Raw genomic sequence first — 17290 nt, forward strand, 5'->3', positions numbered from 1 at the left:
TGGTTTTGGAGTCTAGCGTGAGTCAGCAGGAACAAATCTCGTCGTCGCCACCTGCTGCCACGCCGGCGCCGCCACCGAAGCCCTCGCAGCGACCGCCGAGCTCCCTGTGGAGCCGGCTCGCGATTCCGCTGTTCGCGGTGATCGTCGCGCTCGGCTTCGTCGCGCTGGCAACGCAGCGCTTCGACGAATGGGTCGGCAATTCGGTGGTCCAGACCACCAACGACGCCTATGTGCGCGCCGAGCTGACGCGGCTTGCCAGTCGGGTCTCCGGCGAAGTGCTGACCGTCGGCGTCACCGACTTCCAGCGCGTCAAGGCCGGCGATCTCCTGATCCAGATCGATCCTGCCGACTATGAGGCGCAAGTCGCGCAGTCCGAAGCGGCGGTCGCCGCCGCGCAAGCCGTGCTCGACAATCTGGCCAATCAGATCGAGCTGCAATATGCGACGATCGCGCAGGCGCAAGCCGCGCGGCTCTCGGCTGAAGCCGTGGAGGTCGAGGCGCGGCAGGAGCAGGAGCGTCAGCAGTCGCTGTCGCAGACCGAATCCGGTACCCGGCAGCGCTTCGAACAGGCGGTCGCAGGCTATGCCAAGGCGCAGGCCGATGTGCGCGCGAGCCGCGCCGTGATCGCGGCCCAGCAGCACCAGCTCGAAGTCCTGCAAGGCACCAGGAAACAGCGCGCCGCCGATCTCGAAGCGACCAAGGCGACACTGGCGAGTGCGAAGCTCAAGCTCGGCTACACCAAGATCACGGCACCGTTCGACGGCGTCGTCGGCGAGCGACAGGTCCAGCCCGGCGACTACGTCAACATCGGCACCAACCTCATCAACGTCGTGCCGTTGCCGAAGGTCTATGTGATCGCGAACTACAAGGAGACCCAGCTTACGCACGTTGCGCCGGGCCAGCCGGTCGAGATCACCGTCGACAGCTTCCCGCGCGAGAAGCTGCGCGGCCGGGTCGAGCGCATTGCGCCTGCGACCGGCGCGCAGGTCGCGCTGTTGCCGCCGGACAACGCAACCGGCAACTTCACCAAGGTCGTGCAGCGCATTCCCGTGCGCATCCAGTTCGACGACAACCAGCCGCTGCTGACGCGGCTGGTGCCGGGCATGTCGGTCGTCACCAGCATCGACACCAAGGCCGGCAATGGCGGAAAATGATGATTCCAGTCGCGGACCGCTCTCGCGCGGCGGCGTCGCCCCGCAACCCTTGTTTGCGGTGGCGGCGGTGCTGCTCGGCTCGTTCCTCGCCAATTTCGACAGCCGCCTGACCACGATTGGCCTGCCGGACCTGCGCGGCGCGTTCTCGCTCTCGTTCGACGAAGGCGCATGGCTCTCCACGGCGGGCATCGGCTCGCAGATCTTCATCGCGCCCGCGGTGGCTTGGCTTGCCACCGTATTCGGCCTGCGCCGCGTGCTGGGTATCCCCAGCCTCGTCTATGCCGCGGTCTCGCTGATCATCCCGTTCGTGCACGATTATCCGACATTGCTCGCGCTCAGCGTGGTGCATGGCCTCTTGCTCGGCACCTTCGTGCCGGCGACGCTGATGATCGTGTTCCGCAATTTGCCGATCCGCTGGTGGCTCCCGGCGATCTCGATCTATTCGATCCGCGTCGGCTTCGCGCTTGATACTTCGAGCTCGCTGGTCGGCTTCTATGTCGACCATCTCGGCTGGCAATGGCTGTACTGGCAGAGCGTTCTGATCGCGCCCCTGATGGGCCTGATGGTCTATTGGGGCACGCCGAACGAGCCGGTGAATCGCGCGTTGCTGCGCGAGGCCGATTGGGGCGGCATGCTGCTGCTCGGCGCCGGCGTTTCGATGATCTATGCCGGGCTCGACCAGGGCAACCGGCTGGACTGGCTCGGGTCGGGAACGGTGATGGCGTTGATTATTGCCGGCGCGGTGCTGGTCGCGGGCTTCCTCGTCAACGAGGCCCTGGTGCGACAGCCATGGGCGCATATCAACGTGCTGTTCTCGCGCAATATCGGCCTGGGGCTGGTCCTGATCCTGCTCTACACGCTGACCAGCCTCTCCAACGCGTCGCTGGTGCCGAATTTCCTCGCCACCATCGCCCTGCTCAGGCCGGAGCAGAGTGGCTTGCTGCTGCTGACCTACGGCGCGTTGCCGATGTTCGTGCTGGTGCCGCTTTCGATCTGGCTGCTGCGGCATTTCGATACGCGAACGGTGGTGGTCGTGGGATTTGCCTGCTTCGCCGCCGCCAATCTCTGGGGCACGCAGCTCAGCCATGATTGGGCGCGCGAGGATTTCGCCGGCATCGTGCTGCTCCAGGCCATCGGGCAGTCGCTGACCTTGCTGCCGCTGATCATCACGCTGCTGTCCAATTCCGATCCGAGCCGCGCCACCTCATTTGCCGCCTATATCCAGATCATGCGGCTCGGTGGCGCCGAGATCGGCGTGGCGGTGATGGGGACGTGGCTGCGCGTCCGCGAGCAGATCCATTCCTTCTATCTCGGCCAGAATCTCGGCGTCGGCGACGTCGACGTGGTCCGCATGCTGAAACAGCTCGCCGACCATTTTGCGGCCCATGGCGCCGGCTCGGCCCAGGCCCGCGCGGTCGGTACGCTCGCGGGCTTGGTTCAGCGCGAGGCCAATGTGCTCGCTTATATCGACGGCTTCTGGCTGTGCTTCTGGGTCGCGATGGCCGCGCTCGGCGTCGTCGCCCTGGTCACCCGTGCTCCGCCCGGCCCGTTCACGCCGGCGCCGTTCGGCTTCGCCAGGATGCTCCTGCGCAAATGCGGGGTGTCGGTGAGGTAGACACCCTCACCGCATCTGCCGCGCCGGCTCGATCAGCTCGGGCCGTGGTCCTGAGAGCCGCTTATGCATGTGCACCATGAAGGCCATGGCGAAGATCGGCGTTGCCAGATTGACGATTGGGATCGAGACGAAGGCTGCGATGAAGAGGCCCGCGGTGAAGATGGTTGCGGCATTGTCGCGCCGCATCGCTTTGGCGTCCTCCGGCGAGCGAAACCGCATCGCCGCGAGCTCGAAATACTCGCGGCCCAGCAGCCATGCCGTGGCGAGGAAGAAGACCAGGAAACCGGCGCCGGCGAAAAGCACCAGCGGCAGCGCGACCAGATAGACCAGGATCGTCAGCAGCGCGGTCTTGACGCCCTCGTAGATTGCCTGGCTGAACGGCAGCGCGACGCCCGGCCGCTCGGCCGGATAGTGCTCGCGCTCGACAATGTCGGCCACGTCGTCCACGAACAGGCTCGCCACCAGCGAGGTGATGGCGGGCATCAGGAACACAGCTCCGAACACGACGCCGAGGCCCGCGGCGATCGAAATGATCCAGGACAATACCTCGAGCGATGAGTGCCAGCCCGGACCGAGCAGGCCTTCCAGCCAGGCCTCGCCATAGGTCGCAAACCAGCTCAGCAGCCGCTGCAAGCCGATCGCCAGCACGATGATCAGCACCAGTGCGACGCCGATCGACCGCCACAGGATCGATCGCATCGGCGGCGAGATCATTTGCGACAGCGCCTTGACGGCGGCATCCAGCATGGGAGTTCCTCTCACGAAATCACCCGCGAGAGGTAGACACCCCGGGCCACTTCGGCAAGGGAGATCGGCGGCACCGCTGATGGTCGGATTGACCGCTCGCATCAACGAAGCCACGATGAATGCGGCAAGACCGTTGCTTCACCAACCCGCTTGACAACACGCGGAACCAGCCGGGCAAAGGAACAGGCGCATATGGCAATGGAAGAATCGGCGGCCGGATTGCCACTTGCAGGCGTGCGCGTCGTCGAGATGACCCACATGGTCATGGGCCCGACCTGCGGCATGATCCTGGCGCAGCTCGGGGCCGACGTGATCAAGGTCGAGCCGCCCGCGGGCGACAAGACCCGGAGCCTGGGAGGCATGGGCACCGCCTTCTTCCCGTTGTTCAACCGCGGCAAGCGCAGCGTGGTGCTGGATTTCGAAAAGCCTGAGGATCGCGACACCATGCACCGGCTGCTGGCGACGGCCGACGTGTTCCTTGAGAATTTTCGCGACGGACAGCTCGAGAAGCAGGGGCTCGGCGCCGACGAACTGCGCCGCCGGCATCCGGAGCTGATCATCGCCGGCCACAAGGGTTTTCTCTCAGGTCCCTACGAGCACCGCCCCGCGCTCGACGAGGTCGTGCAGATGATGGCGGGCCTTGCCGCCATGACCGGCACCAGCGAAAAGCCGCAGCGCGTCGGCTCGTCCGCCAACGACATCATGGGCGGCATGTTCGGCGTGATCGCGATCCTCGCGGCGCTCTATCAGAAGCGCGGGGGGAAACGCGATGGCGCCGACATCCGCATCGGTCTGTTCGAGAACTGCCTGTTCCTGGTTGCCCAGCACATGGTCGAATACGAGATGACCGGCAACAAGCCGCGCTCGATGCCGGAGCGCGAGCATGCCTGGCCGATCTACGACATCTTCGAGACCGCCGGCGGCGAGCGTATCTTCATCGGCGTCGTCACCGAAGGCCATTGGCAGAGCTTTTGCCGCGAATTCGGCCTGGCTGAATTCCTCGATGATCCCGCCTTGCGCACCACGACCGATCGCATCCTGGCGCGCGGGCGGATCATTCCGCGCGCCGCCGATATCATCAGGCAGTGGGACGTGGCAAAACTGTCGCAGAGGCTCGATGCGCTCAACATCTGCTTCTCGCCGATCAACCGGCCCGAGGATCTCTTCACCGATCCGCATGTGCTGCGGCCTGGCGGGCTCGTCAACAATGTCACCGCCGACGGCAAGCCGTTCCGGGTGCCGGCGCTGCCGATCGAATGGAACGGTAGCCATATCGGCGAAGGCCTGAAGGTCGCGCCGCTCGGCGCCGACACGGCGGCCGTTCGCGCCGAGATCGACACCGAAAATGAGGACGTCACGTCAAAAACAACAGGGAGGCGCGGATGAGCCGGATTCAGGAGATTTACCCCGCAGAGCGCGTCAGCCTGCGCGAGGTCGGCCTGCGCGATGGGCTCCAGCTCGTGAAGAAAATTCCGTCGACCGACGCCAAGCAGCGCTGGGTGCGCGAGGAATATGCCGCCGGTGTGCGCCATTTCGAAGTCGGCTCATTCCTGCCGGCCAAGACGTTTCCGCAATTCGTCGATGTTCGAGACGTCGTCGCCACCGTCGCTTCATTGCCCGGCGCGCATGGCATCGCGCTTGCACTCAACGAACGCGGCGTGAACGAGGCGCTGGCGTCAGGCGTCGGCGAGATCGCATCGGTGGTCTCGGCAACGGAAGAGCACAGCCAGGCCAATGCGCACCGCTCGCGCGAGTCCGCCATCGCCAATCTGAAACGCCTGTGCGAGATGCGCGATGCCACCAGCCACAAGCCACTCGTCAACGCAGCGATCTCGATGGCGCTGGGCTGCTCGATCACCGGGGCGGTCGACCCTGCGGAGGTGCTGCGGCTGGTCGATAAATGCCTGGAGGCTGGCGTCGATTTCGTCGGCATCGCCGACACCGTCGGCTATGCCGGGCCGAAGCAAGTGGCGGAGCTGACGCGCGCCGCGGTGAAGCTCGCAGGCTCAAAGCCGATCTGCATCCATCTCCACGACACCCGCGGGATGGGCATCGCGAACGCGGCCGCCGCGCTCGACGAAGGCGCGCGCATCCTCGACGGCTCGCTCGGCGGCCTCGGCGGCTGCCCCTTCGCGCCCGGTGCGACCGGCAATGTCGTGTTCGAGGATCTCGTCTTCCTGTGCGAGAGCAAGGGTTTTCCGACCGGCATCGATTTGGAGAAACTGATCACGGTGCGCAGGATCCTGCGCGAGGAGATGCCGAACGAGCAGCTCTACGGCGGCCTCGCCCGGGCGGGGCTGCCGGGTGGGAGCGCGAAAGCGGCTTAAATCCGCAAGCGGAATGCTCTTCCCTTCTCCCCTTGTGGGAGAAGGTGGCGCGAAGCGCCGGATGAGGGGTCTCTCACCGCGAGCTCGAAGAGGAGTAGTCGCGGAGACATACCCCTCACCCGTCTCGCCGCTTCGCGGCGAGCCACCCTCTCCCACAAGGGGAGAGGGCAAAAGTGCCGCGGTGCTAGTCGAACCTACTCATGCCGGTGCGCCTGCTTCCGCGCCTTCGCCTGCTTGCCGTCCCCCGTCGGGATCATCACCACACGTCCATAGCGCACGCCGCGTTCGGCGATGATGTGGTCGGCGAAATGTCGGACCTCGGAGGCGTCGCCGCGCAGTGCCGTCATCTCCATGCAATTATTGTCGTCGAGATGGACGTGCAGCGTCGCCAGCGCGAGGTCGTGGTGACCATGGAATTCCTGCACCAGGCGTTTTGAGAGATCGCGGGCGGCGTGGTCGTAGACATAGACGAGACCGGCGACGCAAGAACCGGTCTGTGCGGTGTCCTCGCTGCTCTGTTGTAAGCCGGCGCGCGCGAGATCGCGGATGATCTCGGAGCGGTTCTGGTAGCCGCGCGCTTCCGCCGCAGCGTCGATCTCCGCCAGCAGATCGTCTTCGATCGTGATCGTAATTCGCTGCATCAGGTCCTCTCTGCAGGTACTGCTCTTTCTTACCTCGCCCCGCTTGCGGGGAGAGGTCGGAATTCGAGCGTAGCTTGAATTCCGGGTGAGGGGGAGCATCCGCGAGTCCAATTGCCACCGTCGCCATGGAGACTCCCCCTCACCCCAACCCTCTGCCCGCGAAGTGCGGGGCGAGGGAGTCCACTGTCACAGCCGCGTTGCCCGCAGCCGCAGCGCATTTCCAACGACGCTCACCGAAGAGAGCGCCATCGCGGCCGCGGCGATGATCGGCGACAGCAGCACGCCGAAGGTCGGATAGAGGATGCCGGCCGCGATCGGAATGCCGGCGGCGTTGTAGATGAAGGCAAAGAACAAATTTTGCCGGATGTTGCTCATGGTCGCCTGCGACAGTTTTCGCGCCCGCACGATGCCGGTGAGATCGCCCTTGAGCAGGGTAACGCCGGCGCTCTCCATCGCCACGTCCGTGCCGGTGCCCATGGCGATGCCGACTTCGGCCGCGGCCAGCGCCGGCGCGTCGTTGACGCCGTCCCCGGCCATGGCGACGCTGCGGCCGGCCTTCTGCAACTTTGTCACCACCGCGCTCTTCTGGTCCGGCAGCACCTCGGCCTCGACATCGGCGATGCCGAGCCTGCGCGCCACGGCCTGCGCCGTGGTGCGGTTGTCGCCGGTCAGCATGATGACCTTGATGCCCTCGGCCGCGAGCGCCTTCAGCGCCTCCGGCGTGGAAGCCTTGACCGGATCGGCGATCGCGAACAGGCCGGCAAGCCGGCCGTCGACCGCCATGTTGATCACAGTCGCGCCATCGCCGCGCAGCCGTTCGGCCTCGCCATCGAGCGCCTTGGTGTCGATGCCGATCGACGTCAGATATTTGGCATTGCCGAGCACGACGGTTTTGCCGTCGACCTTGCCGGTGGCGCCCTTGCCGGTCGGCGAATCGAATTGTTCGACCTGGCCGAGCGCGAGCTGCTTCTCCTTCGCCGCGCGCATGATCGCGTCGGCCAGAGGATGCTCGCTGGCGCGCTCGACGCTCGCGGCCATGCGGAGGATGTCCTCTTCCGCAAAGCCGGCCGCCGGCACGATCGCGACCACTTTCGGCTTGCCCTCGGTCAGCGTGCCGGTCTTGTCGACCACCAGGGTATCAATCTTCTCCATCCGCTCCAGCGCCTCGGCGTTCTTGATCAGGACGCCTGCTTGCGCGCCGCGGCCGACGCCGACCATGATCGACATCGGGGTCGCCAGGCCGAGCGCACAGGGGCAGGCGATGATCAGCACGCTGACGGCGGCGACGAGGCCGAAGGCCAGCCGCGGCTCCGGCCCGAACCAGGCCCAGGCCGCAAAGGCAGCGACCGCGACCGCGATCACCATCGGCACGAACCAGCCCGCGACCTGGTCGGCGAGGCGCTGGATCGGCGCGCGCGAGCGCTGCGCGTCCGCGACCATCTGCACGATCTGCGACAGCAGCGTCTCACGCCCGACCTTGTCGGCGCGCATGATGAAGCTGCCGGACTGGTTGAGCGTGCCCGCGATCACCTTCGCGCCCGTCTCCTTGGTGACCGGCATGGATTCGCCTGTGACGAGCGACTCGTCGAGCGAGGAGCGGCCTTCCAGAATGACGCCGTCGACCGGCACTTTCTCGCCGGGACGCACGCGCAAGCTGTCACCGGCATGGAGGGCGTCGATTTCGACCTCGTGCTCGCCGCCGTCAGCATCGACGCGGCGCGCGGTCTTCGGGGCGAGCTGCAGCAGCGCCTTGATCGCACCCGAGGTCTCGTCGCGGGCGCGCAACTCCAGCACCTGACCGAGCAGCACCAGCACGGTGATGACCGCCGCGGCCTCAAAATAGACCGCGACCGCGCCTTCATGGCCGCGGAAGGTGGCCGGAAAAATCTGCGGCGCGATGGTGCCGATCAGGCTGTAGACATAGGCAACGCCCGTGCCCATCGCGATCAGCGTGAACATGTTGAGGTTGCGCGTCAGCAGCGACTGCCAGCCGCGAACGAAGAACGGCCAGCCGGCCCACAGCACCACAGGTGTGGCGAAGACGAGCTGGATCCAGTTCGACAGCGTCGCATCGATCCAGTTGTGCGGGCCCGCGAGATGGCCGCCCATCTCCAGCACCACTGCCGGCAAAGCCAGCGCGCCGCCGATCCAGAACCGCCGCGTCATGTCGGCAAGCTCGGGATTAGGGCCGGTCTCCAGGCTCGCCACTTCCGGCTCCAGCGCCATGCCGCAGATCGGGCAGCTTCCGGGCCCGACCTGGCGGATCTGCGGATGCATCGGGCAGGTGTAGATCGTGCCCGCCGGCATCTCGGGCTCGGGCGTCTTGTCCTTGGCGAGGTACTTTGCGGGATCCTCGGCGAATTTGGTGCGGCAGCCCACTGAGCAGAAATGGAAGGTCTCGCCGTGATGGTCGAAGCGGTGCTTGGACGTCGCGGGATCGACCGTCATGCCGCAGACGGGATCGCGGACTTTTGCCGCGGCGCCGTGGTCATGCGCGTGATCGCCGTGCGCGCCGCAGCAGGCGGCAGCGGCGGGCTTGTCGACCGGGGCAACTTTGCTGGAACAGCCGCATCCGGAATGTGTTTCCGGCTTGTGATGGTGTTCGTGTTCGGCGCCGTTCATTGCCACGCTCCGGCCTTGCAAGTTATACCCTGGGGGGGTATATAGGCCGCATGCGCAAGGACATCAAGGCATCCGTCGGAAAACGTCTCGGCCGGATCGAGGGGCAGGTTCGCGGCCTCTCGAAAATGGTCGAGGAAGACCGCTATTGCATCGACATCGTCACGCAGATCTCGGCGGTGCGCGCCGCGCTGCGCCGGGTCGAGGAAGAGGTTTTGAAAGATCACGTCGCCCATTGCGTCGAGCATGCGATCGCGAGCGGCGACAAGGCCGATCAGCGCGAGAAGATCGCGGAGCTGATGGCGGTGATTGGGCGGGCGGAGCGGTAGGTTCTGCTCGTCGTCCCGGCGCAGGCCGGGACCCATAACCCCAGGGAGGGTTTGGCGAAGACTCGTTGTTCGGTACGGCTACTGAACGCAGTGGATAAATTACGCGGTATGGGTCCCGGCCTTCGCCGGGACGACCCCAGAGAGCCTACGCCGCCATCGCCCGCGTCTGTGCCCGCGCGCGGTACTTTGCGAGATCGTTCAGCAGCACAAAATGCTCGGAGAAGGCAACGCTCATCTCCGCAGCCGCCTCACGCATCACTTCTTCAGCCGGAATCGGCGCCTCTTCGTCAATCGCTTCAGGAACGAGCGGCGGCGCACTGAACGTTTCTGGAAACACACCGAAGGTGCCGGCTACCTCCTCGAGCGGCTTCTGCTTGTCGGCCCAATGCAAGGCGGTGTAGTCGAAGCCGTGCACGATGGTGGGTTTGACGACTTCGAAATAGGGCGAGATGTCGAAGTCGCGGGGCATGTAGAGCGAGGAATCGCGGATGTGCAGGATCTCGCGGCGGGCAGCACGGCTGCCGGCCTTGGTGATCTTCGGCAGGATCGGATAGCGCACGGCGTCGAAGGCCTGCGCGATCAGAGCCGAGCAGATGATCTTCGTGGGATCGCCTGAGCCGATCGAGATCATGCGGCGCCGCCAGCGCTGCGGGATCGGCAGCGGAAACAGAAAGCGCATCAGGTCGACGATGTTCTTGGTGTCGTAGCCGAAGCCGATGCGGTTGATCGCATAGCGGCAGACCGTGGTGCGGTCCTCATAGGACAGCCCGACCGGGCGGCAGACGCGGGTGTGATAGGGGAAATATTTCGACAGCGGTGCGGAGGTGACGCCCTCGCCGATATTGGCCTCGATCAGCACGTGCGGCTCGCCGTCGGGCTCTTCCGCGCCTTCGATGGGGCCGACATAGAGTGCGCCGTGGGACCAGGTCGACTGCGTCAGATATTTGATGATGCCCGAGATGCGATTGTTGCCCTCGACCAGCAGCACGTCGCCCGGCTCGATGACGCCGCGCAGATGCTCGGGGTCGCTCGGCGTGAACGGCTCATAGCCCGGCACCTCCTTCGAGAGGTACGCGGCAATCAGCTTGCCGACCGAATCCAGGACCGTCCCCATTTCAAAACTCCCCCACGGCCTTTTCCGGCCGTCTTTTTCTCTTCTCTACCATGGTCTGAACGTGTTGCAATTCGGTTCATCGCTCCGTGACATCAAGCACGATTGATTCACCATGATGGTTGCCGCGCAACATCAGATACGGCAAGGTTCGCTAGCTGTTCCCGTTTGCTGCAAGTCTCCGGAAACCATGCCATGACAATCACGCGCCGCAGCTTCCTATCGGCGTCGGCGGGCCTTGCCGCGATGCCGGTCCTGCGCGCAACCGCCGCGCCCCTGCCGCGCGAGGCTGACATTGTCGTGATCGGCGCGGGCGCGGCCGGAATTGCCGCGGCGCGGCGCATCATGGCGGCCAATCGCAAGGTCGTGGTGGTGGAAGCGGCGTCGCAGATCGGCGGCCGCTGCATGACGGATACGACCACCTTCGACACGCCGTTCGATCGCGGCGCGCGCTGGATGCACAATCCCGACACCAATCCAATGATCCGGCTGGCGCGCAGCGCCGGGCTCGACGTTCTGCCGGCGCCGTCAGGCCAGAAGATGCGCATAGGTCGCCGCAACGCACGCGCCGGCGAGACCGAGGAATTCCTGGCGGCGCTGGTGCGCGCCAACCGCGCCATCGACGAGGCCGCGCGCGGCAAGCTCGACACCGCCTGCGCCTCGGTGCTGCCGAAGGATCTGGGCGACTGGGCCGGCGCGGCCGAGTTCATGCTGGGTGCGAGCTTCGCCGGCAAGGACCTGAAGGAGTTGTCTGCGATCGACAAGGCGCGGGCACTGGATCGCAACGCCGCGATCACCTGCCGCCAGGGCCTGGGGACCCTGATCACCAAACTCGGTGAGCAGGCGCCGGTCGCGCTGTCGACGCCGGCGAGCCGGATCGTCTGGAGCAATCGCGACGTCAGCGTGGAGACACAGGCTGGCAGGATCGCCGCCCGCGCCGCCATCATCACGGTCTCGACCAATGTGCTGATTTCGGGCGCGATCAAGTTTGGGCCTGACATTCCGAAGCGCACGCTCGATGCCGCATCAAAGCTCACGCTCGGCAGCTACGATCACATCGTATTGCAGCTGCCGGGCAATCCGCTCGGCCTGTCGCGCGACGACATCCTGATCGAGCAGAGCAATTCGACGCGCACGGCGCTGATGTTCGCCAATATCGGCGGATCCTCGCTGTGCTCGATCGATGTCGGCGGCTCGTTCGGCCGCGATCTCACCCAGCAAGGCGAAAAGGCGATGACGGCCTTCGCCAGAGAATGGATCACAAAGCTGTTCGGCAGCGAAGTCGCCGCCGCCGTGCAGAAAGCCAGCGTGACGCGCTGGAACGCCTCGCCTTTCGTGATGGGTGCGATGTCGGCGGCCTCGCCCGGCGGTCAGCTCTCGCGAAGAATCCTGGCCGAGCCGATCGGCAACATGTTCCTCGCCGGCGAAGCCACGCACGAGACGCTGTGGGGCACCGTCGACGGCGCCTGGGAAAGCGGCGAGCGCGCCGCGGACGCAGCCTTGCGCAAGATCGGCGCGCTGAAGGATGAGCCGGCCGATGTCCCGACGCAGTCGACGAAGAAGCGCAGGGCGCCGCGGCAATAGGGTAACTAAGCCGCAACATACTCCGCTGTCGTCCCGGCGTAGGCCGGGACCTATAACCACAAAACGCGGTTTGGCGAAGACACGGCGTTCGGTACTCCTACCGGCTACACCGATACATCACGCGGTATTGGTCCCGGCCTTCGCCGGGACGACTTGGAGACCTACCGCAAAATCCCATCCAGCACCGGCAGTCCCGCGACCACCGCCAGCGCGATCAGCCCGTAGCAAATCGCGCGAAACACCTTTTCGCTGGCACGGCCGAACAGCGACGCGCCGAAGGCGACGCCGATCGCATAGACCGGCCCGACGATGAGCGAGAGCACGAGCGATTCGCGTGAGATCAGGCCGGTGGTCGCGTAGCTGACCATCGAGAAAAAATCCGACGCGCCAAAAAACAGCAGGATGTTGGCGCGCGCGACGATCGATGCAATCGGGCGGCCTAGCCAGTAGCCGACGATTGGGGGGCCGCCGGTCTGGGCGAGGCCGCTACAGAAGCCGGAGAGGCTGCCGATGCCGACCGAGAGCCAGGCGTGGTCTTTGCCGCGATAGCGCCAGCCCGACAGCAGCAGCAGCAACAGCGCGGCGACGAAGCAGGAGATGATCCATCGCGTCGTAACGGGTTCCAGCACGCTGAGGAAATAGGTGCCGACGGGCACGCCGACCAGCGCGCCCAGCACGATCACGGCGGTGGCCTTGCGGTCGGCCTTGCGCCAGGCGTCGGGCAGCAGCGGCGCGGCCGCGACGAAGTCGATCACAAGGAGCAGCGCGGCAACCAGACGCGGCGCCGCGATGCTGCTCGCCAGCGGCATGAAGATCAGCGCCGAGCCGAAGCCGGAGAAGCCGCGCGCCGTGCCCGAAACGAAAGCGACGGCGCAGAGCGCCATCGCAATGGTGAGGCTGACGTCCTTCGGAAGAAAGTCAGTGAGACTCATGCTCTATGATTTCTCGAGCATGATCATGCTCTCAAGGTGCCGCCGGTCTTCTTCGTCACCTCCGCCACGATCTTCGCGGCAACGGCCTCGATCTCCTGGTCGGTCAGGGTCTTTTCGCGCGGCTGGATCGTCACCGCGATGGCGATCGACTTCTTGCCGTCGTCGATGCCCTTGCCTTCGTAGACGTCGAACACGTTCACGGCGGTGATCAGCTTCTTGTCGACGCTCTGAGCCGCGCGCACGATGTCGCCACTCTTCACGGTGCGGTCGACGATGAAGGCGAAATCGCGTGAGACCGGCTGGAATGCCGACAGCTCGATCACGGGCTTGGCACGGGTCGGCTTTTTCTTCGCCTCGGGGATGCGGTCGAGGATCACCTCGAACACCATCAGCGGGCCGCCGGCGCCGAGCGCTTCGAGCGCGCGCGGATGCATCTCGCCGAAATAGCCGAGCACGTTTTGCGGCCCGATCTGGATCGTACCGGATCGCCCGGGATGCAGCCAGGATGGGCCGCCCGCGACGATCTGAAGCGCCTGCATCGGTGCGCCGGCGGCGGCCAGCACCGCGAGCGCATCGGCCTTGGCGTCGAACAGGTCAGCCTGCGCCGAACCCGACCAGTGCCGTCCGAGGCCTTGCGACGACGCAAAGCCGCGGCGGACGCCGCTTGCCGCCATGAACTGATCCTGCGGGCGATCGCCTTTGAACACCTGCCCGACCTCGAACAGCGCGACATCGCCAAAGCCGCGATCGGCATTGGCCTGCGCCGCTGCGATCAGGCCGGCCAGCAGGGTCGGGCGCATGTCGGAGAGATCCGACGCGATCGGGTTGGCGACCTCGAGTTCGCGCTGGCCGCCGCCGAACAGCTTTGCGGCGGACTTGGTGATGAAGGACCAGGTCACCGCTTCGATGATGCCGCGGCTCGCCAGCGCGCGCCTGGCGCGGCGGGTGCGGAGCTGGAGCGGGGTCAGCACGGGTTTGCGTGCGTCCTCGCCGCGCTCGAACGGCGTCATCGGCACCTTGTCGACGCCGTGGATGCGGATGACTTCCTCGACGATGTCGGCCTTGCCGTGCACGTCGGTGCGCCACGACGGCACCGCGACCTTTACGACGGGGCCCGAGCCCGCCATCATGAAACCGAGATGGGTCAGGATGCGTTTCATCTCCGGCATCGGCACCTCGATGCCCGAGAGCCGCTTGACCTCGGTGACCGGAAAATCGATCACGCGGTCGTCGCCGAAGGTCTTGCCGACCACGACGTTCTCCGACGGCGCGCCGCCGCACATCTCCATCACCAGTTTCGTCGCGAGCTCCAGCCCCGGCACCATGAAGGCCGGATCGACACCGCGCTCGAAACGATAGCGCGCGTCCGAATTGATACCGAGCTTGCGCCCGGTCTGGGCGATGTTGATCTCGTTCCACAGCGCCGATTCGATCAGCACGTCGGTGGTGGTTTCGTCGCAGCCCGAGGCCTCGCCGCCCATGATGCCGGCGAGCGATTCGACGCCGTGCTCGTCCGCGATCACGCAGATTGCGGGATCGAGATTGTAGCTGCGGCCGTCAAGCGCGAGCAGCGTCTCGCCGTCACGGGCGCGGCGCACCACGAGATTGCCCTTCACTTTCTTCGCGTCGAACACGTGCAGCGGCCGCGCGCGGTCGTAAGTCATGAAGTTGGTGATGTCGACCAGCGCGTTGATCGGGCGCAGGCCGATCGCGGTCAGCCGCTTCTGCAGCCATTCCGGCGACGGCCCGTTCTTCACGCCGCGCACGAGACGAAGCGCGAAGCCGGGGCACAGCGCGGCGTCTTCGACCGTGACCTTCACCGGGCACGGGAATTCGCCCTTGATCGGCTTGATGGTCGGATCCTTGAACTTGCCCATGTCGGCGGCGGCAAGGTCGCGCGCGATACCATGCACGCCGGTGCAGTCCTGCCGGTTCGGGGTCAGATTGATCTCGACCACGGGATCGCCGAGGCCGGCCCATGCGGCGTAAGCAGCGCCGATCGGCGCATCCGCGGGCAATTCCATGATGCCGTCATGGTCGTTGGAAATCTGCAATTCAGCCGCCGAGCACAGCATGCCGCGGCTCTCGACGCCGCGGATGGTGCCGACACCGAGCGTGATGTCCTTGCCGGGAATGTAGGTGCCGGGCGGCGAAAATACGCTGACGAGACCCGTCCGCGCATTCGGCGCGCCGCACACGACCTGCACCGGTGCGCCACCGTCGCCGGTGTCGACCATGCAGACGCGCAGCCGATCCGCATTCGGATGCTGCTCGGCGGATATCACCTTCGCGATGGTGAAAGGCTTCAGCGCCTTCGCCTTGTCCTCGATGTTCTCGACCTCGAGCCCGATCATGGTGAGCTTCTCGGCGAGCTTTTCCAGCGGCTCGTCGGTCTCGAGATGGTCTTTCAGCCAGGAGAGGGTGAATTTCATGGCTGCTTTTTCTCCACGGGAACGGTCTGCTCCCTCTCCCGCTTGCGGGGGAGGGTTGGGGTGGGGGCTCTCTCCGCAATGGTGGTGGCAATTGTTTCGAGAACGCCGGCACGATTGATCATGACGTCGAGATTGCTGAAGCGGAGCACCCTGAAGCCCTTCGCTTCGATCACGGCAGATCGCCGCGCGTCGGCGCGCTCGCCTTCATCCGAGAAGTGTTGGCCGCCATCGAGCTCGATGACGAGCTTAGCCGCGTGGCAGATGAAGTCGGTGACGTAATTCTCAATTGGTACCTGACGCCGGAAACTCGCACCTTTTAGCCGGCCTCCGCGTAGCTCCGACCAAAGAATGCGCTCCGCGTCGGTCGAATTGCGTCTGAGCGCGCGCGCATTGGCTCGTAGCTTGGCCGGTACTTTCCAGTCCGGATGCTTGGGATCGACCATCGGCAGCCCCATTGCGGAGAAACCCTCACCCCAACCCTCCCCCGCAAGCGGGGGAGGGAGTCCGACCTTTCGCGTGGAGAGAGAATACGTATCCATGTGAAATACGCCGCGCTCACGCTCCATCCATTCCCTCCCCCGCTTGCGGGGGAGGGGCAGGGAGAGGGTTCTCTCCGCGGAGGGAACGGAGAGAGTCTTCGCATGTCCGAGCAAGCCCATCACGAGCTCAGCCCTCCCGCGAGGGTCGGCACTTCGAGCGGCTTGAAGCCGTAATGGGAGAGCCAGCGGACGTCGCTGTCGAACAGCTGGCGCAAATCGGCGATGCCGTATTTCAGCATGGCGATGCGGTCGATGCCCATGCCCCAGGCGAAGCCCTGGTACTCGTCGGGATCGATGCCGCAGGCGCGCAGCACGTTTGGATGCACCATGCCGCAGCCGAGAATCTCGAGCCAGTCCTCGCCCTCGCCGAAGCGGATCTCGCCCTTGTCGCGGCGGCACTGGATGTCGACTTCCAGCGACGGTTCGGTGAACGGGAAGAACGAGGGCCGGAAGCGCATGTTGATGTGATCGACCTCGAAGAACGCCTTGCAGAACTCGTGCAAGATCCATTTGAGGTGGCCGAGATGGGAGTGCTTGTCGATGACGAGGCCTTCGACCTGGTGGAATTGCGGCGTGTGGGTCGCATCCGAATCGATGCGATAGGTGCGGCCCGGGCAGATCACGCGGATCGGCGGCTTCTGGCTCAGCATGGTGCGCACCTGCACCGGCGAGGTGTGGGTGCGCAACAGCATGCGGGAGCCGTCCTCCTTCGGATGGAAGAAGAAGGTGTCGTGCATCTCGCGCGCGGGATGGCCTTCCGGAAAATTCAGCTTGGTGAAATTGTAGTCGTCGGTCTCGATATCGGGGCCTTCGGCGACCGAGAATCCCATGTCGGCAAAGATCGTGGTCAGCTCGTCCCAGACCTGGCTCAGCGGATGGATGCGGCCGGCCTCGACCGGCGCATCGCGCAGCGGCAGGGTGACGTCGATGGTTTCCGACGCAAGCCGCGCGTCGAGCGCCGCCGATTTCAAGACGTCGCGCCGCGCGGCGAGCGCTTCGGTGACCTTGTCCTTGGCCTGGTTGATGGCAGCGCCCTGGGTCTTGCGCTCGTCCGGCGACATTTTTCCGAGCGTGGCAAGCAGCGCCGAGATCGAACCCTTCTTGCCGAGGGCTGCGACGCGTACCGCTTCGAGGGCGGCCTCGTCGCCGGCGGCGGCGATCTGGTCGAGGATGGATGTTTCGAGCATTGCGAGGTCGGACACGGTCAAATCCCTGCTGCCAAATTCGGCTGGGTTGTCGCCGCCCGAAGGCCGTAACGTC

At 65.5% G+C, this 17290-nt stretch carries 14 protein-coding genes; 6 read left to right on the forward strand and 8 right to left on the reverse strand.

Features of this window, described 5'->3' with window-relative positions; genetic code table 11:
- Positions 1–17: 17 nt before the first annotated feature.
- Positions 18–1154, forward strand: a complete 1137-nt coding sequence (locus tag ACVIN2_RS20730; RefSeq protein ID WP_456766954.1) for an HlyD family secretion protein — start codon at positions 18–20, stop codon at positions 1152–1154.
- Positions 1141–2769: an MFS transporter gene (locus ACVIN2_RS20735; protein ID WP_456766955.1), complete on the forward strand. Its 1629-nt coding sequence runs from the start codon at positions 1141–1143 to the stop codon at positions 2767–2769. The genes ACVIN2_RS20730 and ACVIN2_RS20735 overlap by 14 nt, the downstream gene beginning before the upstream one ends.
- A 6-nt stretch (positions 2770–2775) precedes the next feature.
- Here the strand turns inward: ACVIN2_RS20735 and ACVIN2_RS20740 are convergent, their stop codons facing one another.
- Entirely contained in the window at positions 2776–3516 is a 741-nt protein-coding gene (locus tag ACVIN2_RS20740) for a sulfate transporter family protein (RefSeq protein WP_456766956.1), read from the reverse strand.
- A gap of 192 nt (positions 3517–3708) precedes the next feature.
- Between ACVIN2_RS20740 and ACVIN2_RS20745 the strand changes: the two genes are divergently transcribed.
- Both ACVIN2_RS20745 and ACVIN2_RS20750 read left to right on the forward strand, forming a co-directional pair.
- Positions 3709–4902: a CaiB/BaiF CoA transferase family protein gene (locus ACVIN2_RS20745; RefSeq protein WP_456766957.1), complete on the forward strand. Its 1194-nt coding sequence runs from the start codon at positions 3709–3711 to the stop codon at positions 4900–4902.
- On the forward strand, positions 4899–5843 hold the full coding sequence (locus ACVIN2_RS20750; RefSeq protein ID WP_456766958.1) for a hydroxymethylglutaryl-CoA lyase: 945 nt from the start codon (positions 4899–4901) through the stop codon (positions 5841–5843). Before ACVIN2_RS20745 ends, ACVIN2_RS20750 begins: the two co-directional genes overlap by 4 nt.
- A 194-nt stretch (positions 5844–6037) precedes the next feature.
- Here ACVIN2_RS20750 and nikR read toward each other — a convergent pair whose 3' ends face one another.
- Both nikR and ACVIN2_RS20760 read right to left on the reverse strand, forming a co-directional pair.
- The gene (nikR, locus tag ACVIN2_RS20755; RefSeq protein ID WP_456766959.1) at positions 6038–6484 is read right to left on the reverse strand and encodes a nickel-responsive transcriptional regulator NikR; all 447 of its coding nucleotides are present in this window, start codon (positions 6482–6484) and stop codon (positions 6038–6040) included.
- 186 nt (positions 6485–6670) lie between these two features.
- On the reverse strand, positions 6671–9106 hold the full coding sequence (locus ACVIN2_RS20760; RefSeq protein ID WP_456766960.1) for a heavy metal translocating P-type ATPase: 2436 nt from the start codon (positions 9104–9106) through the stop codon (positions 6671–6673).
- A gap of 50 nt (positions 9107–9156) precedes the next feature.
- On the opposite strand from ACVIN2_RS20760, the gene ACVIN2_RS20765 reads away from it, so the two are divergent.
- Positions 9157–9432: a metal-sensitive transcriptional regulator gene (locus tag ACVIN2_RS20765; protein ID WP_007598521.1), complete on the forward strand. Its 276-nt coding sequence runs from the start codon at positions 9157–9159 to the stop codon at positions 9430–9432.
- A gap of 145 nt (positions 9433–9577) precedes the next feature.
- On the opposite strand, the gene ACVIN2_RS20770 is transcribed toward ACVIN2_RS20765, so the two are convergent.
- Complete coding sequence (locus ACVIN2_RS20770; RefSeq protein ID WP_456766961.1) at positions 9578–10546, reverse strand: YiiX/YebB-like N1pC/P60 family cysteine hydrolase; 969 nt, start codon at positions 10544–10546, stop codon at positions 9578–9580.
- 192 nt (positions 10547–10738) lie between these two features.
- On the opposite strand from ACVIN2_RS20770, the gene ACVIN2_RS20775 reads away from it, so the two are divergent.
- Positions 10739–12127 (forward strand): flavin monoamine oxidase family protein, encoded by a 1389-nt coding sequence (locus ACVIN2_RS20775; RefSeq protein WP_456766962.1) that lies wholly within the window; start codon positions 10739–10741, stop codon positions 12125–12127.
- Between the two features lie 161 nt (positions 12128–12288).
- Here ACVIN2_RS20775 and ACVIN2_RS20780 read toward each other — a convergent pair whose 3' ends face one another.
- The 4 genes from ACVIN2_RS20780 to pheS form a co-directional block, all read right to left on the reverse strand.
- The gene (locus ACVIN2_RS20780) at positions 12289–13059 is read right to left on the reverse strand and encodes a sulfite exporter TauE/SafE family protein (protein ID WP_456766963.1); all 771 of its coding nucleotides are present in this window, start codon (positions 13057–13059) and stop codon (positions 12289–12291) included.
- A gap of 23 nt (positions 13060–13082) precedes the next feature.
- The gene (pheT, locus tag ACVIN2_RS20785) at positions 13083–15491 is read right to left on the reverse strand and encodes a phenylalanine--tRNA ligase subunit beta (RefSeq protein ID WP_456766964.1); all 2409 of its coding nucleotides are present in this window, start codon (positions 15489–15491) and stop codon (positions 13083–13085) included.
- Entirely contained in the window at positions 15488–15934 is a 447-nt protein-coding gene (locus ACVIN2_RS20790; RefSeq protein ID WP_456766965.1) for an endonuclease domain-containing protein, read from the reverse strand. The genes pheT and ACVIN2_RS20790 overlap by 4 nt, the downstream gene beginning before the upstream one ends.
- 215 nt (positions 15935–16149) lie before the next feature.
- On the reverse strand, positions 16150–17232 hold the full coding sequence (gene pheS, locus ACVIN2_RS20795; RefSeq protein ID WP_456766966.1) for a phenylalanine--tRNA ligase subunit alpha: 1083 nt from the start codon (positions 17230–17232) through the stop codon (positions 16150–16152).
- Positions 17233–17290: the final 58 nt, after the last annotated feature.

It is taken from the genome of Bradyrhizobium sp. USDA 3650 (genome assembly GCF_054057395.1).